Source organism: Rhodococcus sp. NBC_00294, from assembly GCF_036163995.1.
GTDB lineage: Bacteria > Actinomycetota > Actinomycetes > Mycobacteriales > Mycobacteriaceae > Rhodococcoides.
In genome coordinates this window covers 3604422-3627887 of the sequence record NZ_CP108043.1, presented here as the reverse complement: position 1 = coordinate 3627887, position 23466 = coordinate 3604422, and the positions used below count along the sequence as shown (strand labels likewise).

18 protein-coding genes are annotated in these 23466 nt (G+C 69.3%); 10 read left to right on the top strand and 8 right to left on the bottom strand.

The window, feature by feature from the left end; translation table 11 throughout:
• Window positions 1–7: 7 nt before the first annotated feature.
• Together OHB23_RS16905 and OHB23_RS16900 are read left to right on the top strand one after the other, a co-directional pair.
• The gene (locus OHB23_RS16905; RefSeq protein ID WP_328809954.1) at window positions 8–1180 is read left to right on the top strand and encodes a M20 family metallopeptidase; all 1173 of its coding nucleotides are present in this window, start codon (window positions 8–10) and stop codon (window positions 1178–1180) included.
• On the top strand, window positions 1177–2343 hold the full coding sequence (locus OHB23_RS16900; RefSeq protein WP_222647911.1) for a M20 family metallopeptidase: 1167 nt from the start codon (window positions 1177–1179) through the stop codon (window positions 2341–2343). The genes OHB23_RS16905 and OHB23_RS16900 overlap by 4 nt, the downstream gene beginning before the upstream one ends.
• 20 nt (window positions 2344–2363) lie before the next feature.
• Here the strand turns inward: OHB23_RS16900 and OHB23_RS16895 are convergent, their stop codons facing one another.
• On the bottom strand, window positions 2364–2831 hold the full coding sequence (locus OHB23_RS16895) for a gamma-glutamylcyclotransferase (protein ID WP_027503702.1): 468 nt from the start codon (window positions 2829–2831) through the stop codon (window positions 2364–2366).
• Between the two features lie 161 nt (window positions 2832–2992).
• On the opposite strand from OHB23_RS16895, the gene OHB23_RS16890 reads away from it, so the two are divergent.
• Together OHB23_RS16890 and OHB23_RS16885 are read left to right on the top strand one after the other, a co-directional pair.
• Complete coding sequence (locus tag OHB23_RS16890) at window positions 2993–4396, top strand: NAD(P)H-quinone dehydrogenase (RefSeq protein WP_328809953.1); 1404 nt, start codon at window positions 2993–2995, stop codon at window positions 4394–4396.
• Window positions 4397–4572: 176 nt separating this feature from the next.
• Window positions 4573–5760 carry an aminotransferase-like domain-containing protein gene (locus OHB23_RS16885; RefSeq protein ID WP_328809952.1) on the top strand — a complete coding sequence of 396 codons (1188 nt, stop codon included), beginning with the start codon at window positions 4573–4575 and terminating at the stop codon, window positions 5758–5760.
• Window positions 5761–5931: 171 nt separating this feature from the next.
• Here OHB23_RS16885 and OHB23_RS16880 read toward each other — a convergent pair whose 3' ends face one another.
• The gene (locus OHB23_RS16880; RefSeq protein ID WP_027503699.1) at window positions 5932–6147 is read right to left on the bottom strand and encodes a DUF2945 domain-containing protein; all 216 of its coding nucleotides are present in this window, start codon (window positions 6145–6147) and stop codon (window positions 5932–5934) included.
• A gap of 211 nt (window positions 6148–6358) precedes the next feature.
• On the opposite strand from OHB23_RS16880, the gene OHB23_RS16875 reads away from it, so the two are divergent.
• The 3 genes from OHB23_RS16875 to OHB23_RS16865 are packed head-to-tail and all read left to right on the top strand — an operon-like array spanning window position 6359 to window position 9930.
• Window positions 6359–7936 (top strand): serine hydrolase, encoded by a 1578-nt coding sequence (locus OHB23_RS16875; RefSeq protein ID WP_328809951.1) that lies wholly within the window; start codon window positions 6359–6361, stop codon window positions 7934–7936.
• Complete coding sequence (locus OHB23_RS16870) at window positions 7933–9240, top strand: serine hydrolase domain-containing protein (RefSeq protein ID WP_328809950.1); 1308 nt, start codon at window positions 7933–7935, stop codon at window positions 9238–9240. Before OHB23_RS16875 ends, OHB23_RS16870 begins: the two co-directional genes overlap by 4 nt.
• A gap of 36 nt (window positions 9241–9276) precedes the next feature.
• Window positions 9277–9930, top strand: coding sequence for a PadR family transcriptional regulator (locus tag OHB23_RS16865; RefSeq protein WP_328809949.1), 654 nt, complete (start codon window positions 9277–9279; stop codon window positions 9928–9930).
• Window positions 9931–9943: 13 nt separating this feature from the next.
• On the opposite strand, the gene OHB23_RS16860 is transcribed toward OHB23_RS16865, so the two are convergent.
• The 3 genes from OHB23_RS16860 to OHB23_RS16850 all read right to left on the bottom strand — a co-directional run bounded on the left by OHB23_RS16860 (window position 9944) and on the right by OHB23_RS16850 (window position 16025).
• Complete coding sequence (locus OHB23_RS16860) at window positions 9944–10723, bottom strand: DNA-formamidopyrimidine glycosylase family protein (RefSeq protein WP_328809948.1); 780 nt, start codon at window positions 10721–10723, stop codon at window positions 9944–9946.
• A 3-nt stretch (window positions 10724–10726) separates the two neighbouring features.
• On the bottom strand, window positions 10727–15286 hold the full coding sequence (locus OHB23_RS16855; RefSeq protein ID WP_328809947.1) for an ATP-dependent helicase: 4560 nt from the start codon (window positions 15284–15286) through the stop codon (window positions 10727–10729).
• 136 nt (window positions 15287–15422) lie between these two features.
• Entirely contained in the window at window positions 15423–16025 is a 603-nt protein-coding gene (locus tag OHB23_RS16850) for a hypothetical protein (protein WP_082042889.1), read from the bottom strand.
• 71 nt (window positions 16026–16096) lie between these two features.
• Between OHB23_RS16850 and OHB23_RS16845 the strand changes: the two genes are divergently transcribed.
• The 3 genes from OHB23_RS16845 to OHB23_RS16835 all read left to right on the top strand — a co-directional run bounded on the left by OHB23_RS16845 (window position 16097) and on the right by OHB23_RS16835 (window position 18530).
• Complete coding sequence (locus OHB23_RS16845; RefSeq protein WP_056447708.1) at window positions 16097–17251, top strand: NAD(P)H-binding protein; 1155 nt, start codon at window positions 16097–16099, stop codon at window positions 17249–17251.
• Between the two features lie 69 nt (window positions 17252–17320).
• Window positions 17321–18031: a CPBP family intramembrane glutamic endopeptidase gene (locus OHB23_RS16840; protein WP_056447710.1), complete on the top strand. Its 711-nt coding sequence runs from the start codon at window positions 17321–17323 to the stop codon at window positions 18029–18031.
• Between the two features lie 34 nt (window positions 18032–18065).
• Window positions 18066–18530 carry an Lrp/AsnC family transcriptional regulator gene (locus tag OHB23_RS16835; protein WP_027503691.1) on the top strand — a complete coding sequence of 155 codons (465 nt, stop codon included), beginning with the start codon at window positions 18066–18068 and terminating at the stop codon, window positions 18528–18530.
• Here OHB23_RS16835 and OHB23_RS16830 read toward each other — a convergent pair.
• Genes OHB23_RS16830 through OHB23_RS16820 form a run of 3 tightly spaced genes read right to left on the bottom strand, consistent with a single transcriptional unit; the run spans window position 18518 to window position 23431 of the window.
• Window positions 18518–21220, bottom strand: coding sequence for a molybdopterin-dependent oxidoreductase (locus OHB23_RS16830; protein WP_328809946.1), 2703 nt, complete (start codon window positions 21218–21220; stop codon window positions 18518–18520). The two genes, OHB23_RS16835 and OHB23_RS16830, sit on opposite strands and share 13 nt — an antisense overlap.
• The gene (locus tag OHB23_RS16825; RefSeq protein ID WP_328809945.1) at window positions 21217–22029 is read right to left on the bottom strand and encodes an FAD binding domain-containing protein; all 813 of its coding nucleotides are present in this window, start codon (window positions 22027–22029) and stop codon (window positions 21217–21219) included. The genes OHB23_RS16830 and OHB23_RS16825 overlap by 4 nt, the downstream gene beginning before the upstream one ends.
• Before the next feature lie 4 nt (window positions 22030–22033).
• Window positions 22034–23431, bottom strand: coding sequence for an 8-oxoguanine deaminase (locus tag OHB23_RS16820; protein WP_231476080.1), 1398 nt, complete (start codon window positions 23429–23431; stop codon window positions 22034–22036).
• Window positions 23432–23466: the final 35 nt, after the last annotated feature.

The following is a 23466-nucleotide window of genomic DNA, read 5'->3' as shown; positions in this document are numbered from 1 at the left end:
GAGTCCCGTGTCCTCGACCCTCGATTCCGTTCTCGACGCCGCGACCGGCGATCTCGTCGCCCTGTCGCACGCCGTACACGCGCGTCCGGAACTGGCCTTCGAGGAGCACTTCGCGTCGGCGGCGACGGCCGATCTGCTCGCAGGTGGCGGATTCGAGGTGCGGCGGGGCGTCGCGGGCCTGCCGACGGCATTCGACGCGACCTACGGTTCGGGCGAGCTGGTGGTCGCCGTGTGCGCCGAGTACGACGCACTGCCGGAGATCGGCCACGCCTGTGGACACAACATCATCGCGGCGTCGGCGGTCGGTGCGGGGCTGGCCCTCGCGTCGGTCGCCGACGAGCTGGGGCTGACCGTCCGGGTGCTCGGCACCCCGGCCGAGGAGTCCGGCGGCGGCAAGGTCCTCATGCTCGACGCCGGGGTGTTCGACGACGTCTCGCTGGCGATGATGGTGCACCCCGGTCCGCTCGACATCGCCGCCGCGCGCTCACTCGCGCTGTCGGACATCGCCGTTCGATACGCAGGGCGTGAAGCGCACGCCTCCGCGGCGCCCGAGTGGGGCATCAACGCGGGCGACGCCGTCACCGTCGCGCAGGTCGGTGTCGGCCTGCTGCGCCAGCATCTGCGTCCGGGTCAGCAGATCCACGGCATCGTCGGTCACGCCGGCACCGCCCCGAACATCGTCCCCGGATCGGCGGAGATGTTCTACTACCTGCGCGCGGACACTGCCGAGGCACTCGCCGATCTCGATCGCCGCGCGCGGGGATGTTTCGAGGCCGGTGCGGTGGCCACCGGGTGCACCCACGAGATCGTCACCGTGTCCCCGACCTACACCGAACTCACCCCCGATCCCTGGCTGGTGGCCGAATACCGTCGTGTCGCAGCCACTCTCGGTCGCGCCCTGGTTCCCGAGGAGTTCGAGACCTCGCGCCCGTTCGGCAGCACGGACATGGGCAACGTCACCGCGCGGATCCCGGGCATCCATCCGGTGATCGGTCTCGATTCCGGCGGCGCGGTCACTCACCAGCCGGGTTTCACCACGGCGTGCATCACCGAGTCGGCCGACCGCGCCGTCGCCGACGGGGCCCGCGCCCTCGCTCGGGTGGCCGTCGCGGCGGCCACCGACCCACAGCAACGCTCTCGACTCGTCGAGGGCACACACGAGAGGACGGTACGACGATGAATCCGGCCGACGCCTGGATCGCAGCACACGGGGCGGATCTCGTGACCTGGCGTCGACGGATCCACATGCATCCCGAGCTGGCCAGGCAGGAATTCGAGACGACCAAGTTCGTCGCCGAGACCCTCACCGCCGCGGGACTGTCCCCGGTGGTGCTTCCCAGTGGCAGCGGCGTCATCTGCGACATCGGCCCCGGCGGTCCGCGCGTCGCTCTCCGGGCCGACATGGACGCGCTGCCCCTGACGGAGTTCACCGGCGCCGAGTACTCGTCGACGGTCCCGGGCGTGTCCCATGCGTGCGGACACGACGCCCACACGACGGTTCTGCTGGCGACCGGGCTGGCGCTGGCCTCACTCGACTCGCTGCCGCACGGCGTCCGGCTGATCTTCCAGCCCGCCGAGGAAGTCATGCCCGGGGGCGCTCTCGACATGGTGGCCGCGGGCGCGCTGGAGAGCGTGTCGCAGATCTACGCGCTGCACTGCGATCCCCGTCTCGAGGTCGGACGCGTCGGCATCCGCGTGGGCGCGATCACCTCCGCGGCGGACACCGTGGAACTGCGGTTGGACTCGGCCGGCGGACACACGTCCCGTCCGCACCTGACGTCCGACCTGGTGTACGCGCTGGGCACGGTCATCACCGGTCTGCCGGGACTGCTGAGCCGCCGCGTCGACCCGCGCACCAGCACCGTCATGGTGTGGGGCGCAGTCGTCGCAGGTCAGGCCCCGAACGCCATCCCGCAGAAGGGGATGCTCACGGGCACGGTCCGGACGGGCGACCACGAGACGTGGGCACTGCTCGAGCCGCTGGTGCAGGAGATCGTCGCCGGCGTGCTCGCGCCCACCGGTGTGAAGTACGAGGTGCACTACCGCCGCGGCGTGCCGCCGGTGGTCAACGACGAACACGCCACCCGGCGCTTCGAGGCGGCCATCCGCTCGCTGGGCCCGGATGCACTGGCCGACACCGCACAGTCCGGCGGCGGCGAGGACTTCTCGTGGTACCTCGAGCACGTGCCGGGCGCGATGGCGCGTCTCGGCGTGTGGTCGGGCGTCGGACCCCAGCTCGACATCCATCAGCCGACGTTCGACCTGGACGAGCGTGCGCTGGCCGTCGGTGTCCGCACGATGACGGCACTGGCGCTGGGACTGGGAGACGACCCCGTCGCCTGAGAATCAGAGCTGCCCGAGGATCAGAGCGACGAGGTCCCGGGGCCGACGTTGCGGCTGTTGCGGGTGCGCAGGTCGCGTACGTAGTCGGCCGGGGCGCCGGCGATCTCCGCAGCCTCGGCCATGACGCCGAGATAGCGCGCCGAGGGCAGCCCACCCTCGTAGGCGTCGAGCACGTAGAGCCACGCCAGGACGGGTTCGTCGTCCGTCTCGACGCGGAGGCGGATCTTGCGGTGGATGCCGAGCTCGGAACCCTCCCACCGGTCGAGGCTCTCCTCGTCCTCCGGTGAGACGTCGTAGAGCACGACGAACACCTTCGAGTCGGGGTCCTCCACGACGGTCGCGAGCGCGCCCTCCCAGCCGATGTCGCCGCCGCCGAAGGTCAGACGCCACCCCGGCAACCACCCGGTTCCGGCCGCAGGGGAGTGGGGGCACCGCTCGAGCATCTGCTCGGGGTGCATGTTGGAGCCGTAAGCGGCATAGATCGGCACGGCGGTCAGCCTAAACCGTCGTACCCGATTCGCGCGGATCGAGGTGCCCACCGATATGGGCTCGGCCTGACGTGCAGCCGCGGCACCCCGTGGAATAGGTTTGATGCTGTGAGCAACCCTCACTCGCCAGGACTCTCCCGAAAACCCGCAACGGAGGACGAATGACCCGCATCGTGATCATCGGAGGCGGACCGGCCGGATACGAGGCCGCTCTGGTCGCCTCCCAGCACGGCGGGACGGTGACGCTCATCGACTCCGACGGAGTGGGCGGCGCCTGCGTCCTCTGGGACTGTGTTCCGTCCAAGACCTTCATCGCCTCGACCGGCATCCGCACCGACATGCGTCGCGCGTCCGACCTCGGTATCGAGCTCGACCCGACCTCGGCCACCATCGACCTGCCGCAGATCCACAACCGCGTGAAATCCCTTGCGCAGGCTCAATCCTCCGATATCCGCGCCCGTCTGCAGACGGTCGGCGTGGCCGTGCTGTCGGGAACGGCGAAGGTGGTGGACACGCAGCCCGGCCTGGCCGCCCACCAGGTGGAGGCCACCCTGGCGGACGGGTCGACCCAGGAGATCGACGCCGAGGTCGTGCTCATCGCGACCGGTGCGAGCCCGCGCATTCTGCCCGGTGCCGAGCCCGACGGTGAGCGCATTCTGACCTGGCGTCAGCTCTACGACCTCGACTCCCTGCCCACCCACCTCATCGTGGTCGGGTCCGGCGTGACCGGAGCCGAGTTCGTCTCCGCGTACACCGAGATGGGCGTCAAGGTCACCGTCGTGTCCAGTCGCGACCGCGTCCTTCCCGGTGAGGACGCCGACGCGGCACTCGTGCTCGAGGACGTCCTGTCCGAGCGTGGTGTCACGTTGATCAAGAACGCACGCGCGGACTCGGTGACCCGCACCGCCGACGGCATCGTCGTGACGATGTCCGACGGCAAGACCGTCGAGGGTTCGCATGCGCTGATGACGGTCGGCTCCGTCCCGAACACGCAGAACCTCGGCCTCGAGAGCGTCGGCATCGAGCTCGACCGCGGCGGTTACCTTCGCGTGGACCGGGTCTCGCGTACCCGCGTGCCCGGCATCTACGCGGCGGGCGACTGCACGGGCCTGCTGCCACTGGCCTCCGTCGCCGCCATGCAGGGCCGCATCGCGATGTACCACGCGCTGGGCGAGGGCGTCAGCCCCATCAAGCTCAAGACGGTCGCCTCCGCCGTGTTCACGCGACCGGAGATCGCCACGGTGGGTGTCGGCCAGTCCGCCATCGACAACGGGGACGTCCCCGCGCGCACGGTCATGCTGCCGCTGAACACGAACCCCCGCGCCAAGATGTCCGGCCTGCGTCGCGGCTTCGTCAAGATCTTCTGCCGTCCCGCGACGGGTGTGGTCATCGGCGGAGTGGTCGTCGCTCCCACCGCGTCCGAGCTGATTCTCCCCATCGCCATCGCTGTGCAGAACAACCTGACGGTGAACGATCTCGCCGCCACCTTCTCGGTCTACCCCTCTCTCACCGGGTCGATCACCGAGGCGGCGCGCCAGCTCATGCGCCACGACGATCTGGACTGACACCCCCGCTCGACCGTGTTCCCACACTGTGAGACAGTGGTTCCACTGTGTGAGTCACCGCGCTACGCTACGAGAACGGTGCCCCACCCGCGGCACCGTTCTCGTCACGACCGACTCCGAGCCCACCCCGGTGAGCGCGCCGCGACGCCTCGTGTCCCACGATGCTCGGAGAATCCATGTCGTCCTCTGTTCTGCCACCCCTGTCCGTCCGCGCCTCGGCGATCACCGGATCGGCGATTCGTGACCTGCTCACGCTGACCGCGCGGCCTGACATCCTGTCCCTCGCGGGCGGTCTGCCCTCGTCGGACGTCATGCCGCACAGCGTCATTCGCGAGGTCACGCATCGAATACTGAGCGGCGACACCGCGGCCCTGCAGTACGCGGAGACCACGGGGGTGCGGCGGCTCCGAGACGTCATCGCGGCGCGGGAGTCGGCGCTCGTCCGGGACGAGGTGCCGTCCACCTCGGTGGTGGTGACGCACGGCTCCCAGCAGGCGCTCAGCCTGCTCGCGTCCGTGCTGGTCGATCCCGGCGACGTCGTCGTGGTCGATCGACCGGTGTATCCCGGTGCGCTGCAAGCGTTCCAGGCCGTCGGTGCCCGCATCGAGTCGGTCCCGGTCGATGCGGACGGCACCGACACCGATGCCCTCGCGCGGCTGCTCGAGTCAGGAGTGCGCCCTCGCGCCGTGCACACCGTCAGCAACTTCCACAATCCTCGCGGGGGAGTGCTGTCGGTCGGGCGTCGCCGCGCCCTCGTCGACCTCGCGGAACGGTACGGCTTCTGGGTCGTCGACGACGATCCCTACGGCGACGTGTGGTTCGACGCACCCCCGCCGGGCCTCATCGCGTCCGATCGGGTGATCCGTCTGGGCTCGGCGTCCAAGATCCTCGCACCGTCGTTGCGCGTCGGGTGGCTCACTGCGGCCCGACCGGTGTGCGACGCCGTGGAGCGGATCAAGCAGAGCGCCGATCTGTGCGGGTCGTCGTTGACGCAGCTGGTCGCGGCGGACCTGATCGCCGACGAGCCATGGTTGCGACAGCATCTGGACGACGTGCGTGCGGTCTACTCGGCACGGGCGGAGGTGTTGGTCGGAGCACTGCGGAGCGAACTCGGTTCGGCGATCGAGGTCGATGCGGCCCGTGGCGGGATGTTCCTGTGGGTGCAGTTCACCGACGGCACGGACACGTCGGCGCTGCTGCCGGCAGCGCTGGACCGCGGCGTCGCGTACGTTCCCGGTCGCGCCTTCGATCCGGCCGGTGGCGACGAACTCGGTACCGCGTTGCGCGTCTGCTTCGCGACGTCGACCGACGACGAGCTGCGGGAGGCCGTGCGACGTCTCGCCACTGCGCACAGCGCGCGGTAGTCGCCTCCGATTCTCCGACTCCCGCCGAACCTGGCATCGTGTCGGCATGCGGTCCGTCGACGGCGTCCAGCCACCTGGTGTTCGGCACGAAAGCGTTCTCGCACGCGTCGACGCCGACCTCTACCAGGTGAAGCGGAGGAGAGCCGGCGTCGACGAGCAGGCGTGAGTGGGTCAGTCCTTCGGATCGAGCGCGGAGGGCTTGTGCACCGCGTCCTTGCCGGACTTGTCACTCTCCACTCGGTACTGCGGGTCGTCCTTCGACGCCTTGACCGTGCGCCCACCGGCTTCGGTCTCGGAGGTGATCTTCTCGACCACCTCGCCTTCGGTCGTGGTGCCGTGCGTCTTCCACTCGACCTTGTCGCCCTTGCTGAACTCGTCCTTCGACACGTGTCGGTTCCTTCCGTCTGCCGATTCCTCTTGTCCGGTGTGGGGCTCATACCCGAGAAGTGCTGTCGGCACACACGACCGTCCGGTGGTCGATGGTGCAACTTGCATGGTGCAAAGTACACAGTCGGCGTAGGGTCTCGAACCGATCGGTCTCCAGCCCATGTTCGTGGGACGGGGACTCGGCACGTCGAACGGGGAAGACGAGATGGCCGTGAGAATCGCTGCGACGGTACTGACGCTGGCCTTGGTGGCAGCGGGATGCAGCTCGGAGGAGGCGTCGCCGGAGCCACTCGCGGACAGCCCGCCGGCCGTCCCTGCCGCCCAGATCGACCGCGCGGACGTCGACGCGGCCGTCGGCGATCTCGACGGGTACGTCGAGGCGATGATGGCGCGGACCGGGACGCCGGGAGTCGCGGCTGCCGTCGTGTACCAGGACGAGGTGCTGTACTCGCGGGGTTTCGGAGTCCGGAAGGTCGGCACCGACGAGCCCGTCGACACCCACACCCGGTTCCAGCTCGCGTCGGTGTCCAAGCCGGTCGCGTCGAGCGTCATCGCTGCCTCGGTCGGAGACGGAGCGGTCGACTGGGCCGATCCCGTCCGACGGTACGAGCCGGAGTTCGCGGTGGCGGATCCGTATGTGAGCGAGCACGCGACGTTCGTCGATCTGCTCTCGCACCGATCGGGTCTGCCCGATCACGCCGGTGACGTGCTCGAGGACTTCGGCTACGACTACGACGACATCATGGGCCGCCTCGACCAGCTCCCGCTGGCGTCGTTCCGGGACAGCTACGCGTACACGAACTTCGGGTTCACCGCCGCCGGCAACGCCGCGGCCAAGGCGCAGGGCACCGACTGGCCCGAGCTGTCTCGTCGTCGCATCTACGAGCCCCTCGGCATGGCCGACACCTCGTCACGATTCGAGGACTGGGCGAACTCGCCCAACCATGCGGTGAACCACGTGCTCGCCGAGGGTTCGACCACCGAGTGGGAAGCGAAGTACGTCCGCGAGCCCGACAACCAGTCACCTGCCGGCGGAGCAAGTTCGTCCGTCGACGACATGACGAAGTGGATCCGCATGGAACTCGGCGGGGGAGAGTTCGAGGGTCGTCGCATCGTCGACGCGGACGCATTGCAGTACACGCACACCTCGCACTCCCTGTCGGGCGCGTCCGGGACGGAGGGCGCGCGAGACTCGTTCTACGGGTTGGGATTCAACGTGGGCACGGACGACAAGGGGCGCGTCGAGCTGTCGCATTCCGGAGCGTTCGCCCTCGGGGCGAGCACCACCGTGTTCATGTTGCCGAGTGAACAGCTGGGCATCGTCGTCCTGTCCAACTCGGCACCGGTCGGGGGCTCGGAAACTGTTGCCGCGCAGTTCATGGACCAGGTGAGGAACGGTCGGCAGACCGTCGACTGGGCACCGTTGATCGCCGGGATCTTCGACGGGATCGCAGAGGAGGAGGCGTCGCCGATCGACTACGCGACACCGCCGGCCTCGGTGACCCCTGCTCGTCCCGCGACCGAGTACGTCGGAACGTTCGACAGCCCGTTCCACGGTCCGGCTCGGGTCTCGGCGGACGGTGATCGGCTCACGCTCACCGTCGGGAAAGACGGCCGGCTGACGTACCCCCTGACCCACTACGACGGTGACACCTACTGGTTCGAGACGTCCGGCGAGAACGCGGTCGGACCGACAGGAGTCACGTTCGAGATCGTGAACGGTGCTCCCGCCTCGTTCGCGGTCGAATACCTCGACAAGCAGGGACTCGGAAGGTTCACACGCTCATGACTGTTCGCACTGTCTCCCGTTCCGTCGGTATCGCGACGGCCTCTGCCTTGATCTTCGTCGCGGGTTGCTCGTCCGGCAGCGGTGAGGCGCCGGCACCGGTCACGTCGTCAGCGACCGAATCGGCTCTCCTGCCACTCGATCCCGCAGCTCTCGACGCGATGGTCGAGGACGTCGCCACGACGTCGCGGGAGATCGGCATGGTCGTGCTGATCACCACGCCGGACGGTGAGTACGTCAAGACCTGGGGTTCGGTGGCGGCCGATCGGTCGGAGGCCCCGACGCTCGACACCAAGGTGCGGATCGGGTCGAACACGAAGACGTGGACGGGCACGGTCATCCTGCAGATGGTCCAGGAGGGGTTGCTGTCCGTCGACGATCCGGTGAGCACGTTCCGACCCGATGTGCCGAACGGCGATGCCATCACGATCGGGCACTTGCTCGACATGCGCAGTGGGCTCTACAGCTACACCCAGACCGTGGAGCTCAACGAGGCACTCGACACCGATCCCGGCCGGGTGTGGACCGCCGAGGAGCTTGTCGCACTGGGGCTGAGCAACCCGCCGAACTTCCCACCGGGAGAGGGCTACAGCTACTCCAACACCAACACGGTGCTGCTCGGACTGATCGCCGAGAAGCTCGACGGCAAGCCCATCGCTCAGATCTTCCAGGACAGGCTCTTCGGTCCGCTGGCGCTGGCGGGGACGTCGTATCCCGCCACCACCGACACGAGCATTCCGGCGCCGTTCACCCGCGGCTACAGCTACAGCGGCAACGTCGAGACGCTCGGGGAGGGCAAGGAAGCGCTGTCACCGGACCGGATCGCTGCGATCGACGCCGGCTCGGTCCAGCCGAGGGACACCACGAACGACAACCCGTCGTGGACGAGCTCGGCCGGTCAGGGCATCTCGACGGCGAACGATCTGGCCACGTGGGTCCGGGCGCTGGTCAAGGGCGACCTGCTCGACGCGGACACCCAGACGTTGCGGATGGACAGTGTGCAGCCGACCGACCCCGACAACCCGTCCTCTGCCGGGTACGGCTACGGGCTCGCGCAGATGGGACCGATGTTCGGCCACATCGGCGAGATGCCCGGGTACAACTCCTTCATGGGGTACGACCCGGTCAACGACATGACCATGGTGGTCTGGGCGAACATGGCGCCCGGGACGGACGGGAGTGCGCCGGCGGCGGCGCTGGCCGGGTCGCTGGCCAAAGCCCTGTACCCGCAGCAGTCCGGGCCGTCTTCCGGCCCCGAGGACACAGCCGACGACATCGACGAGGTGGCGGAGGACACCGGCAAGTAGGCTCGCTACCGGGGGAGAAATCCAGAGGTGGAACCGGTGGCTCAGGGCGACCTCACCACGACGTCCTACGTCGTGCTCGGCATGTTGGTGTCGCGGGACCTCACCGCGTACGACATCTCGGAACTGTTCGGTCGTGGTGTCGGCGAACTGTGGCCTCGGGCGGGACGGCAGCATTACAACGCGCCGAAGAAGTTGCTCGAGCGTGGGCTCGTGACAGCGAGGGCCGATGCGGTGGGCGCGCGTCCCCGCACCGTCTACTCGATCACCGACGAGGGGCGCGCAGCCCTGACGGCATGGTTGGCGGAGAAGTCTCGCCCGTCGGCTCTCGAGTTCGAGGGCATGATGCGGGTGCTGTTCGCCGAGCAGGGTTCCATCGAGGACCTGCGCGGCAACCTACGGACGATGCGGGAGCAGGCCGACGCCACCCGCCGACTCTTCGGGCGGCACGCCGTTACGCTGCGAGACACCACCGTCGCGACGTTTCCCGAGCGTCAGCACCTGATGGCTCTCGCCAATCGCTTCATGGTCGGACATTTCTCGCACATCGTCGAGTGGAGCGACTGGGCGTTGGCCGAGATCGAGGACTGGCCGGACACCACGACACCGGCCACCTCGCACCGGGATCGGACCGAGACGATGCTCGACGCCTCGGCGCGGCTGGGTGCACCGGAGGTGTCCCACGAGCCGTGACCGGACAGTCGGTTCACGGAGCGGGTTGGCACCTCGGGCACCAGTAGATCTGCCGCTCCTCGAGGGGGTTGTCCCCGAGAAGCCCCTCGCGAATGCGCGTTCCGCAGCGACGACACGGCTTGTTCTCCCGGCCGTAGACCCAGAAGTGCCGGCCCGCACGGAGATCACCGGTGAAGGTGCGCGCGTTGCGGTTCTTGTTGGCCGTGATCGTCCGGTGTGACAGATCGATCATCTTGGCCAGATTGCCCGCCTCGGCAACGGGAGTGTGGGGATCGACGCCGCGCAGGAACAGGATCTCGTTGCGGTAGACGTTCCCCAGACCGGCGATGACGCGTTGGTCGAGCAGAGCCAGACCGATCGGCCTGTCGGGCTCCGCTTCCAGATTCGCGAGGGCCACCGCCGGATCCCACAGGGGCCCGAGCAGATCCGGACCGAGGTATCCCACGGCCTCCTCGACGGTATCGAGTATCTCGACGACACCGAGTTCGAATCCGACCGCCACCCGGTCAGTCGTCCCGAGCACGATGCGCGCTTGGTAGGCGGGCCGCCGCCACGGTGTGTCCGGCTGATAGACGTGCCACGCACCCTCCATCTTCAGGTGCGAGTGGATGACCTTGCCGCCGACCTCGATGACGAGGTGCTTTCCCGCCGACAGAACCGATTCCACTGTCTCGCCGGTGAAGTCGACCGTGGCGTAGCGCGGCACGCGCACATCACATGTGGTGAGAACCTTGCCGTCGAGTGCGTCGCGCAGACTGTTGGCCGTGCGCCAGACGGTGTCGCCTTCGGGCATGGATCAGGCCCTGATCCGGAGGCCACGTGGCGTCGCCGAAAAGCCCGCCTCGGTGAGGATCGTCGCGAAGACGGAGCCGTGAATGTCGCTCCCGTCGGTGCGTTCGATCACCAGCTTGTCGACGGACCTGGTGGTCACCAACGACACGAGAGCCGACGCCGCGGTGACAAGCACGTCGCGCTCCTCGGTGAAGGTGAGCACCGTCTTGCCGCCGCGCTCGACGTAGAGCACGAGTTCGCCGTCCACCATGACGACGAGAGCGCCGGCCTTGCGCCCGGGGCGGTGGCCCGACGCTGCATCCACGGGACTCTTCGGCCAGGGCAGCGCCGCGCCGTACGGATTGGCGGGGTCGGTGGCGGCGAGGGCCACCGCCCCGACGGGCCGTTCGGACTCGCTTCGCAGTCGGTCGACGACGTCCGAGGTGGAGAACTGGGCGCCGCCGAGCGAGTCGACGAAGTACCCGCGTCGGGCGCGGCCGCTGTCCTCGAAGCCGGTCAGGACTTTGTAGACCCCGCCGAAGCCGCCGGGGACGCCCTCGTTCATGACGGACCCTCGGGTGACGACGCCGTAGCGCTCGAGCAGGATGTCCGAGGTTGCATGTGCCCGGATGGTGGGGTCCGACTCGGCCTCCGGAAGTAGGGCCCACCGGCCACCCGCGGAGGGTGGTCCCGTGCGCGTCGGTAATGAGGGCCGCGCGAACCGCTGGTAGGACCGCGCCCGCGGCGAGCGCCGCGCGGGGCGGTGGCTCGGCGCCGAACGGGTGGTGCCGTGCAGCAGCGCTCGCAGCGGGGCGAACGTGTCGTTGGTGAGGTGCCCGGTCCACACCAGATCCCACAGTGCCGCAACCAGAGTCGTGTCGTCGGCCGGGGCGCCGGACTCGGTCTGATGCAGTTGCCCGACAGTGTCGGACAGCTGTCGGAAGAAGTACGCGCCGCCGCCCGAGAGCACTTGCAGCACGGTCTGCTGCAGGTCCGTCAGTTCGTCGTCCTTGGCGGGCGGCAGCGTCACCGGGGCGGCGTCGGCGGGATGGAGGCAGATCCACCCGTCCTTCGAGGAGATCGCGCCGTGGCCGGACCACACGACTTCGCCGGTAGCGGTCAACTCGTCGAGCATCGCGGGGGAGTAGTCCCGGACGCGCTGGGGCAGGATCAGCGATTCCCAGGCCGAGGCGGGCGCGGGGACGCCGGCGAGCTGGTCGATGACCGTGGCCACACCGTCGAGTCCGCGCAGGGTGCCACCGACGTGCTGCCAGCGCGGAAGGAAGCGGCCGAGGACGCCGGTGGACACGGGTTCGACGTCCTGGCGTGCGGCGGCGAGCGAACGCCGGCGGAGCCTGCGCAGCACCTCGGCGTCACACCACTCACTGCCCGAACCGCCGGGCCGGAATTCACCTTCCACCACCCGCTTCTGGGCGACGAGGCGTAGCAGCACGTCGCGGGCGACCGCCGACCCGATGCCGAAGCGGCCGGCGACGTCCGCGACCGAGAACGGACCGTGGGTGCGCGCGTAGCGGCTCACGAGATCCCCGAGCGGATCCTCGACCGGCTCGATGAACGCCGCCGGGGTGCCGATGGGCAACGGGACACCCAGCGCATCACGGAGTCTGCTGGCGTCCTCGATGGCGACCCACCACTGCGACCCGGCGAACGAGACCTCGAGGGCGCGGCGCGCCGCGGTGAGCTCGCCCGCCCACTGCGCTGCGGAGCCGGGCGACTCGATGCGTGCCTCTATCTCCGCCGTCGTGAGCGGGCCGAGCAGGCGCAGCAGATCGGCCACGCCCTCCGCGTCACGTGCCTTGCGGTCGTCGACGAGGCGCTGCAGTTCGAGCTCGGTGTCGGTGACGACGTCGCCGTCGAGCAGGTCGCGCAGTTCGACGCGTCCGAGCAGCTCCGCCAGCAGCGAGGCGTCGAGAGACAGTGCAGCAGCTCGACGCTCGGCGAGCGGTGAGTCGCCCTCGTACATGAACTGGCCGACGTAGCTGAAGAGCAGCGAGGTGGCGAACGGTGACGGGGAGTCGGTCTCGACGTCGACGATGCGGATCTGGCGGCGCGCGATCCGCACACACAGGTCCTCGAGTGCGGGCAGGTCGTACACGTCCTGCAGGCACTCGCGCACCGTCTCGAGCAGGATGGGGAACGTGGGGTACTTCTTGGCCACGTCGAGAAGCTGCGCGGCGCGTTGACGCTGCTGCCAGAGCGGCGCTCGCTTGCCCGGATTGCGGCGGGGCAGAAGCAGTGCGCGCGCGGCACATTCACGGAACCGCGACGCGAACAGGGCGGAGCCACCGACCTGCTCGGTGACGATGTCGGTGATCTCGTCCTTCTCGAAGACGAACAGGTCCGGGCCCGGCGGCTCGTCGTCGGTGTCCGGGAGGCGCACGATGATGCCGTCGTCGGATGCCGTCGGTTGGGAGTCGATGCCGTACCGCTCGATGAGGCGGGCGCCGATGGCCAGGGCCCACGGTGCGTGCACCTGCTGGCCGTACGGGGAGTGCAGCACCAGACGCCAGTCGCCCAGCTCGTCGCGGAACCGTTCGACGACCAACGTGCGATCGGTGGGCATGTGGCCCGTCGCCGTGCGCTGCTCGGTGAGCAGAGCGGACAGGTTGTTCACCGCGTTGACGTCGAGCCCGCTCTCCTGCAGCCGGCCGCGCAGGGCGTCGTCGTCCGACGACTCGCGCAGGAACGCGCCCAGTGCCTCGCCCAGTTCGGCCGGGCGACCGAGTCCGTCACCGTGCCAGAACGGCAGTCGGCCGGGCTGCCCGTAGGCCGGGCTGACCAGGACACGGTCGTGGGTGATTTCCTCGATGCGCCAGCTGGTGGCGCCGAGGGCGAAGACGTCGCCGACGCGGGATTCGTAGACCATCTCCTCGTCCAGTTCGCCGACGCGGCTGGCCTTCTCGCCGACCATGAAGACGCCGAACAATCCGCGGTCGGGAATGGCGCCGCCCGAGGTGACCGCAAGGCGCTGAGCGCCGGGGCGACCGGTGAGCGACCCGCCGTCGCGGTCCCAGACCAAACGCGGCCGCAGCTCGGCGAACTCGTCGGACGGGTACTTTCCCGACAGCAGGTCCAGCGTGGACTCGTAGGCGGACCGGGGGAGCGACCCGAAATTGCCGGTGCGCCTGACCATGTCGAACCACTCGTCGGCGTCGATGGGTTCGAGCGCGCACGCCGCCACGGTGTGCTGGGCCAGGATGTCGAGCGGATTGGCCGGCACCTTCAGCGCCTCGATGTGCCCGTCTGTCATGCGCTGCACGGTGACAGCACAGTGGATCAGGTCGGTGCGGTGCTTCGGGAACAGCACGCCGCGGGAGATCTCGCCGACCTGGTGGCCGGCGCGACCGACGCGCTGCAGACCACTGGCAACGGATGGCGGCGCCTCGACCTGCACCACCAGATCGACTGCGCCCATGTCGATCCCGAGTTCGAGGCTGCTGGTGGCCACGACGCAGCGGAGGCGGCCGGACTTGAGATCGTCCTCGATGAGCGCGCGCTGATCCTTGCTCACGCTGCCGTGGTGCGCCCGGGCCAGCAGCGGCTCGGCGCCGTGGACGACGTCCCCGGACGCGCCGATCTGGGACGGCGGCGCGTGATCGACGGGGGCACCGTCACCGAGGCGTTCGGCATAGATCTCGTTGAGCCGCGCGGTGAGTCGCTCCGAGAGCCGTCGAGAATTGGCGAAGACGATGGACGACCGGTGCTCCAGGACGAGGTCGACGATCTGCGCCTCGACATGCGGCCAGATGGACCCCTGCTGCGGAGCGGCGGAGGCCGACCCCTCCTGCGGCTCGGTGGTGCCGAGTTCCGTCATGTCCTCCACCGGAACGCGCACCGAGAGGTCGAACGTCTTCGGCGACGGCGGGCACACGATGCTGATGGGTGCGGACCCGGTGAGAAAGCGTCCCACCTCCTCGTGCGGACGGACGGTGGCGGACAGACCGATGCGCTGAGCGGGCTTGTCCAACCTCGCGTCGAGACGCTCCAGCGACAGCGCCAGGTGCGCGCCGCGCTTGGTGCCGGCGACGGCATGCACCTCGTCGACGATGACGGTGTCGACGCGCTCGAGTGACTCTCGCGCTGCAGACGTCAGCATCAGGAACAACGACTCGGGTGTCGTGATGAGGATGTCCGGCGGCGTCTTGAGCATCAGACGACGATCGGCGGGGCTGGTGTCGCCGGACCGCACGCCCACCGAGATCTCCGGCGGCGCGACCCCCTGCAACTTGGCCGTCTGGGTGATGCCGACCAACGGTGCGCGGAGGTTGCGCTCGACGTCCACCGCGAGCGCCTTGAGCGGAGAGACGTACAACACGCGGGTGCCGGGTGCCGTGTCCTCGGGATCACGGCTCACCAGCTTGTCCAGCGCCCACAGGAATGCGGACAGGGTCTTGCCGGAGCCGGTCGGGGCGACGACGAGGGTGTGCGCGCCGCTCGAGATGGAGTCCCACGCACCGAGCTGAGCGGCGGTGGGCGCGGGGAAGGCGCCGTCGAACCACGCCCGCGTCGGAGCCGTGAACCGCGTGAGCACGTCCTCGGGCGACGGAGCGGTGGGGTTCTTCACCTCTCCATAGTGCACGGACCCACCGACACGGTCGCCGTGCGTGGTCCCACCCCGCCGCGAGTACGTCGATAACGTCGCTGAGAAGGCCGGGATCACAGCACTCTGGACGTACTCGCGAGGTGTGGCGGCGCGACGATCAGTCGTGCAGGCGTTCCTCGCCGCGATTGCGGAAGAACTTGAACCCCGGGATTCCGATGACGGCCTTGCGCACGTCCTTGGTCACCTCGAGCAGTTCGTGGATCTCGGGGGAGACCGTGTCGAGCGTCGCGAGGATCGGCATGATGCCCTCCATCCGCTGCACCAGCTCCGGCAGCTGGTCCACGAGCTTCACGGCCGCCTGAACCTCGGCCTCGGAGAAGTTGTCCACGAAGGTGCGGCCCAGCGGAATCGCGCGCTCGGTGATCGGTTCGAGCTCCGAGATCATCGCCAGCGCCTTGGACGAGGCCGACTCCGCCCCGACGATGACGCCCTGCGCGTCCTCGGTGGTGGCCGAGACCTTGCCGATGACGGTCTGAGCTTGGTCGGTGATGCGCTCGATGGCGGCGATCACCTCGTCGACACGCACGAACAGGTCGTCGATGCGCCGGGGCAGCTGGGCGACGAACGCGACGGTGTCGAGCGACCAGAGCACGGTGCCGCGTGCGAGTCCGAGCATGTTGCCGAGTGACGGTACGGGCAGCCGGACGGTGCGCACCGACAGATCGTTGTCGGGTGCTCGGTGTCGATCCACGTCGGCCATGAGCACAGTGTGCACGGTGACGCCCCTCACGCGGCGGTATGCGAGCGCACCGCACCCGTAATGTCGAGAACATGACTGCTTTCGTGACCGGGGCCAGCGGCTACATCGGTTCTCGCCTCGTCGACGCGCTCGTGTCGGCCGACGAGAGCGTCGTCGTGGGCTCGCGCACGCCGGAGAGGCTGACCGCCTTCGACTGGCACGACGACGTGCGGGCGGTGCGACTCGATGTGACCGACGCCGACTCGTGCGCCGAGGCGCTGTCCGCGGAGGACATCGACGTCGCGTACTACCTGGTGCACGCCATCGGGGAATCCGGCTACCGGGCCACCGACCTCGCGTCCGCGCGGCACTTCGCCGAGGCGGCACGCGCCGCGGGTGTCCGCCGCATCGTCTACCTCGGTGGCTTCGTCCCCGAGGGCGAGAAGCTGTCCGAGCACCTCGCGAGCCGCGCCGAGGTGGGCGAGGCGCTCACCATCGACGGCATCGAGGTGGTGTGGCTGCGCGCCGCCATCGTCATCGGCGCCGGATCGACGTCCTTCGAGATGATCCGGTACCTCGCGGACCGGCTGCCTGTGCTGCCGCTCCCGAGCTGGTTGAGCAAGCCGGTTCAGCCGATCGCCGTCGACGACGTCGTGCACTATCTCCTCGCGTGCGCGTCACCCGACGTGCCCGCCGACGCGTACGACATCGCGGGCCCCGAGATCCTTCCGTACAAGGACCTCGTCTTCGCCTACGTCCGCGCCGCCGAGCTGCATCGTTTGGGTGTGCCCACCCCGGGCATCCCGACCAAGCTCGCGGCTCTCGTGATCGGCCGACTGATCCCGGTTCCGGGACTGCTCGCCGACGACCTGGTGCAGTCTCTCGTGAACTCGATGACCGCCTCGGAGAACCGCATCTCGGAGTTCGTCCCCGAGCCCGAGGGCGGTCTCACCGACGTCGACGACGCCATGCGCCGAAGCCTGCTCGGCGCGAGCGCCACCCGCGGCCTGGCCACGACGCCCGACTCGCTGCGCCTGGTGTCCTCGGACGCGGAGTGGACCGGCGGCGACGTCCGCAGCATTCGCCGCCGCGGCGCCGAACTGCTGAGCGAGGACGGGTGGAAGCTCGCCGAGGCACTCGGCATCGGCGCGGTGCTCTACTCGTGGCCCGTCGCTCCGGTCGTCCGGACCAATCTGGACGTGGTTGCCGCGGTCTCGTCCCGGGTACGGTCTCTTCTGAAGTTCTAGTCGGTCTCTCGTTCACAGACCGCAAGTTCCGACACGACCGACAGGTTCGACGAGCCGGAGGAGTACTTCATGGTGTCCTGGCAGATGAGGGCCGAATCCATCGTGCGCAACGCGCTGGTGGACAAGGTCGACCGCGACCATCACGAGACCGATCGCGCCTTCCTACGGCGGCGCATCATCGTGGCGGTCGTGCTCGTCGTGGGCGCGACGCTGCTGGGAGTGTCGCTGTCGACCGAGCCCGGCGACCCCATGTTCTACACGCTGACCATCGCGCTGGCATTGGTGTGGATCGTCGGCGGGTTCCTGTCCGGGCCACTGCACCTCGGTCGCATCAACTTCCGCGGGACCCTGCGGCGACCGATCATCACGCCGATCGCGATCGGTCTGGCCGCAGGTGGCGTGTTCATCCTCGGCGCACTCGTCGTGCGGGAGATCCCGCCGCTGCGGGACTTCACGGCCAACGTCCTCGATCACGCGCGCGTCGGACCGCTCGCGCTCATCGTCTTCATCACGTTGTTCAACGGGGTCGCCGAGGAGATCTTCTTCCGCGGCGCTCTGTTCTCGGCCATCGGCGTGAAGCGGCCGGTCGTCATCTCGACGATCGTCTACACCATCGCCACTCTGGCCACGGGCAACCCGATGCTCGGCTTCGCCGCCATCACCCTCGGTTTCGTGCTGGGACTCGAACGCCGGGCGTCCGGCGGCATTCTCGCGCCGATCCTGACGCACGTCGCGTGGTCGACGGTCATGGTCTTCGCCATGCCACCACTGTTCGCCTGACGCTCCCCGATCGGGACGTGGCAGGGTAGCGCCCATGACCGGTGCACGAGGCAAGTCCGTCCGCTCGGACGATCTGGACGCCACCGATCGCGTGCTGGTGGAGGAACTGATCACCGACGGCCGCGCGACTCTCGCTCACCTCGCGGAGCGGGCGGGTCTCTCGGTCTCGGCCGTGCAGTCACGAGTGCGCAGGCTCGAGTCGTCCGGGGTGATCCTCGGATACACCGCGCGCGTCGATCGGGAGGCCATCGGCCAGCCACTGTCGGCGTTCGTGGCCATCACCCCCTTGGATCCGACGGCGCCCGACGACGCGCCCGCGCGTCTGCGGCCACTGCCCGAGGTGCAGGCGTGCCATTCCGTGGCGGGGGAGGACAGCTATGTGCTGCTGGTCCGCGTCGCGTCACCGCGGGATCTCGAGCGACTCCTGCAGCAGATCCGGACCACTGCCAACGTGCAGACCCGCAGTACCATCATTCTGCAGACCTTCTACGACTCCTGATCGCGCTGCAGCATTCTCCAGACGCGGTCCGCCGACATCGGCAGTGCGTGCGGCCGTACGCCGACGGCGTCCGTGACGGCATTGGCCAACGCCGGTGCGACGGGGTTGTACGGAGACTCGCTCATCGACTTGGCACCCAGCGGCCCGAGCGCGTCATAGGTGTCCGCGAACAACACTCGGGTCGTCGGAACGTCGGCGAGTTGCGGGATGTGGTAGTTCCGTAGCGACGCTGTGGTCACGTGCCCCGTCTCGTCGAGCCGCATCTCCTCGTAGAGCGCTGCGCCCAGCGCTTGCGCCACACCACCTTCCACTTGCCCACGGCACTGCACCGGATTCATGACCGTGCCGGCGTCGACGGCCTGCACGGAGTCCAGGATCGCGACGCGGCCGCTCCCGGGGTCGACCGCGACCCGAAACCCGTGGACGTTGAACACCACCGAGCGAGGCGATCCGCCGTGGTACCCGTCCGCCGCCAACGGTCCGTCGTGGGCCGCGACGATCTCGTCGAGGGAGCACAGTGCGCCGTCCACCGTGACGCCCTCCGGACCGAGCACGCCCTGCGCCGGCAGCGATCCGGTCAGGCTCGATGCGGCACCGATGATTCTTTCGCGCAACGACTCCGCGGCGAGTGCGACAGCCTTGCCGGCGACCACCGTGCCCGCCGACCCGAAGGCGCCCGTGTCGTGGGAGGTGACGTCGGTGTCCGACTGTGCGATCTCGATGCGGTCGACGGTCGTGTTCAGGATCGACGCCGCGATCTGACCGTGCACCGTCGTGGTGCCGTTACCGAACTCGGCGGTGCCGACGCGCACCAGGTAGCGCGCTCCGGGCAGAGCGGTGATCGACGCGTCGGAGACGTGGCCGCGCGGCGGCACGGTGGCATTCATGCCGATGGCCACGCCGACGCCCACCTGCCATCCGTCGGGCGCCGGCGATCCGGACTCGGCGAGTGCCTCGTCCACGAGATCTAGGCACTGGTCGAGTCCGTAACTGCCGAACAGGAGGTCGCCGTCGAGGACGTGCGCGGCGACGAACGGATCACCCGGCACGACGACGTTGCGACGCCGGAACTCGATCGGATCGATGTGCAATCGGTGCGCCAACTCGTCGAGCGCCGACTCGACGGCGAAACCGGTCTGCCCGACGCCGTATCCGCGGAACGCGCCGGACGGAATCGTGTTCGTGTACACCGCTCTCGCCTCGACGCGCTTGGCCGCGCAGCGGTAGAGGGCGATCGAGTCGGTGGAATGGTGCAGCACACCGGGACTGTGGTTGCCGTAGGCGCCGGCATCGCTCAGCACGTCGAGGGTCAGCGCGGTGAGCGTGCCGTCGGCCGTGGCGGCTGCGGTGACCGACACCTCCATGGGATGCCGACAGGGCGCGACGGTGAACTGGTCGGCACGGGAGAACTCGAGCTGTACCGGTCGACGCACCGTCAGAGCGGCGAGCGTCACGAGATCCTCGGTGAGCATCTCCTGTTTGGCGCCGAACCCGCCACCGACCCGCGTCGTGAACACCCGCACGGTGTCCGGATCGAGGTCGAAGATGTGACACAGCTCGTCCCGTACGAGGAACGGGACCTGCGAGCTCGTGCGGACGGTCAGGCGCCCGTCCTCGGCGAACCAGGCGATCGCACCGTGCGTCTCGAGGTGAGTGTGCTGCACGCGGGCGGTGCGCCACGTTCCGGTCACCACGGCGTCCGCGGCCGCCAGGCCCGCCTGGACGTCGCCGGTCGTACCGCTCACCTCGGCCACGACATTGCGCTCGACGTCCGCGATCCTGGCCTCGGGACCCTTGCCGGCGTGGACGATCGGGGCTCCCGGTGCGAGCGCGTCCGCGGGATGCAGCACGGCGGGCAGCACCTCGTACTCGACGAGGAGGCGCCGTCTGCCCTCCTCCGCGGCGGCCACCGACTCGGCGATCACGGCCGCCACCCGCTGCCCGACGTAGCGGAGCTCGCGATCCAGAACGAGTGTGTCGTCGGGATCGTCGTCCCGTAACTCGTGGCGTGCGGTGGAGAAGGCGACGGGCGGCGCGTCCTCGTGGGTGAGCACCGCGACCACGCCCTCGACGGCCAGCGCGGCCGACGTGTCGATCGAGACGATGCGCGCACGGGCGTGGGGGCTCCCCAGCACCGACAGATGCAGTAGACCCGGCATCGCGACGTCGAGCGTGTAGGGCTCCGTTCCCGTGACGACGCGAGCGCTGGCCGGCGCGGCGACGGAGCATCCGCACGCCGGTCCCTCGGTGGACTTCTCGATGGTGCGCACACCCGTGACCGCGTCGGTGATCGCCCGATACCCGGTGCAGCGACACAGGTTTCCCTTGAGCGAGGTGTCCAGATCCTCGGTCTGCTCGTCGGTGAGGGCGGCGGCGGTGACGATCATGCCGGCCGTGCAGAAGCCGCACTGGAATCCGGCGGCGTCGACGAATCGCTGCTGCATCGGATGCAGGTCGTCCGGCGTGCCCAGCCCGGCCACCGTGGTGACCTCCCGACCTTCGGCGCGGTAGGCCGGAACGATGCACGACTGGACGGCGGCACCGTCCAGCAGCACCGAGCACGCGCCGCAGTCGCCCGCGTCGCACCCCTTTTTCACCTCGAACCGTCCGATGTCGCGCAGGGCCGTGCGCAGGCACTGGCCCGGTCGCGGCGACATCTCCACGGTCTCCCCGTTGACTCCCACTCTCATGCCAGCTCCTCGCAGATCTGCTGTGCCAGAACGCCGCTCACGTGGCGTCGCCAGTCCGGCGCCCCGTGCACGTCGTCGTACCACTGGTCGGCGGGTATCGCGGCGTCCAGCAGCGCGGCCACGTCCTCGGCGTGCGGCACTGCCTCGAGTCGCAGCTGGTGTGGGCGGCACGTCGATGCGGTGACGGTGAGGACGCACGATCCGTCGGCGTCCCGGCGACCGATCACGACGGCGCCGGAGCGCCCGCGAGGTGCCAAGGACATTCTGCGGCAGGCGAATCGGGAGCGCAGAACGGCGTCGTCGATCTCGATGCTGCGTATCACCTCGCCCGGTGCGAGCGACGTGCGCTGGGGTCCGGTGACCAGCGCCGCGACGGGCATGCGCCGTTCGTGACCGTCGGGGGTCCAGATCACCGCGACGCCGTCGAGCGCCGAACAGAGCGAGGTCATGGATCCCGCGGGAAGTCCGAGGGCGATGTTCCCACCGACCGTGGCGAACTGCTGCACCTTGAACGACGCGAGCAACGCGTCGGAGCAGAGGGCCACCACCGACTCGAGGTCCGGCCACCGCGGCGGCCACGACATCCGACGCAGCGTGTCCACGGTGCACGTCGCGGCGATCTCCAGCCCCTCACCGACGACGACGGGTTCCCAGCCGAGGTCCGTCAGATCGACCAGTCGGTGCACCCCCACCTGCGGTTCCGAGAAGACCCACGTCCCACCTGCCACCACGGCGGTGCCGCCGTCGATGACCGAGAGATCGCCCCGCGTACGAGCCCGGACGACCTCGCGCACGGTGTTCAGGTCCACGGAATCACCGCCCGGCCTTCGTGAGCAGCGCCGTGTGCGCCGCCGCCACGTCCCGGGCCACCGTCTCCTCGTCGACGGTCATGACCACCCCGTTCTCGACCACCACCCGCCCGTGCACGAGGAGCCGTTCGAGGGGCGGCCGGTCGCCCAGTACCAACGCGGCGACGGGGTCGGTGATGCCGGCGTGGGCGGCGCCGTCGATGCGCCACAGCGCCAGATCGGCGAGCTTGCCCACCTCCAGCGAGCCGATCTCGTTCTCGCGCCCGAGGACTCGGGCACCGCCGAGTGTCGCGAGGTCGAGGCTCTCGCGCACGGTCATGGCGCGGGGTCCGCCGCGGGCCCGTGCGAACAGTGCCGCGTGGTGCGCCTCCTCGAGCATGCTGCAGGACTCGTTGCTGGCGGCACCGTCGACGCCGAGCCCCAGGGGAACCCGCGCGTCGATCAGATCGCGCGCTCGGGCGATACCGGCGCCCAGCCGCGCGTTGGACGTGGGGCAGTGGGCCGCCCCGGTTCCGGTGGCCGCCATGGTCGCGATCGCGGCGTCGTCGAGATGCACGGCGTGCGCGTACCAGACGTCGTCGCCGACCCAGCCGACCGATTCCATGTACTGCACGGGAGTCATGCCGAAGTTGCTGCGGCAGAACTCCTCCTCGTCCAGGGTCTCGGCGAGGTGTGTGTGCAACCGGACGCCCAGCTCGCGCGCCAGCGTCGCCGATTCGCGAAGGAGGTCACCGGTGACGGAGAACGGCGAGCACGGTGCGAGAGCGATGCGCAGCATCGATCCGAAGGACGGGTCGTGCCAGCGGTCGACCGCGGCGCTGCTCGCGGCCAGGATCGCATCGAGCGACTCCACGACGCTGTCCGGCGGCAGACCACCCTGACTGTGTCCCAGGTCCATCGATCCCCGCGTCGGGTGGAACCGCAGACCGACCGTCCTCGCGGCGTCGATCTCTGCGCCCAACACGTCGCCGCCGTCGTGGGGGAAGACGTAGAGGTGGTCGGTGGTGGTGGTGCATCCGGTCGCGGCCAACCGAGCGAGCCCACCCGTCGCTGCGACGCGGACCGAGTCGGCGTCGATGCCGGCCCACACGGGATACAGCGTCGTCAACCACTCGAAGAGCGTCGAGTCCGCGGCCAGACCGCGGGTGATCCACTGATAGAGATGGTGGTGCGTGTTCACGAGGCCGGGAGTCAGGACGCAACCGCGGCCGTCGATGACGGTGACCTCCGGACCGTCGGGACGCGGCGGCGGTGTCCCGTCGCCGAGCGCCGCGATGAGCCCGTCCTCGATCAGGACCCAGCCCGCCGCCCACTCGGAGCGGGCGGGATCCACGGTGATCACGTGGGCGCCCGTGATGAGAATGCGGTCCGGCACGTCGTACTCCTGTCCTCGCTGTGTCACCGAGTCAACACCGTGTCGGCCACCCGCGCAGGGCG

What these genes read in the sequence shown, in the direction of transcription:
- OHB23_RS16900 (WP_222647911.1), top strand. Translation starts at nt 1,177, where the DNA reads ATGAATCCGGCCGACGCCTGGATCGCAGCACACGGGGCGGATCTCGTG.
- OHB23_RS16890 (WP_328809953.1), top strand. Translation starts at nt 2,993, where the DNA reads ATGACCCGCATCGTGATCATCGGAGGCGGACCGGCCGGATACGAGGCC.
- OHB23_RS16885 (WP_328809952.1), top strand. Translation starts at nt 4,573, where the DNA reads ATGTCGTCCTCTGTTCTGCCACCCCTGTCCGTCCGCGCCTCGGCGATC.
- OHB23_RS16870 (WP_328809950.1), top strand. Translation starts at nt 7,933, where the DNA reads ATGACTGTTCGCACTGTCTCCCGTTCCGTCGGTATCGCGACGGCCTCT.
- OHB23_RS16860 (WP_328809948.1), bottom strand. Translation starts at nt 10,723, where the DNA reads ATGCCCGAAGGCGACACCGTCTGGCGCACGGCCAACAGTCTGCGCGAC.
- OHB23_RS16850 (WP_082042889.1), bottom strand. Translation starts at nt 16,025, where the DNA reads ATGGCCGACGTGGATCGACACCGAGCACCCGACAACGATCTGTCGGTG.
- OHB23_RS16845 (WP_056447708.1), top strand. Translation starts at nt 16,097, where the DNA reads ATGACTGCTTTCGTGACCGGGGCCAGCGGCTACATCGGTTCTCGCCTC.
- OHB23_RS16840 (WP_056447710.1), top strand. Translation starts at nt 17,321, where the DNA reads ATGGTGTCCTGGCAGATGAGGGCCGAATCCATCGTGCGCAACGCGCTG.
- OHB23_RS16835 (WP_027503691.1), top strand. Translation starts at nt 18,066, where the DNA reads ATGACCGGTGCACGAGGCAAGTCCGTCCGCTCGGACGATCTGGACGCC.
- OHB23_RS16830 (WP_328809946.1), bottom strand. Translation starts at nt 21,220, where the DNA reads ATGAGAGTGGGAGTCAACGGGGAGACCGTGGAGATGTCGCCGCGACCG.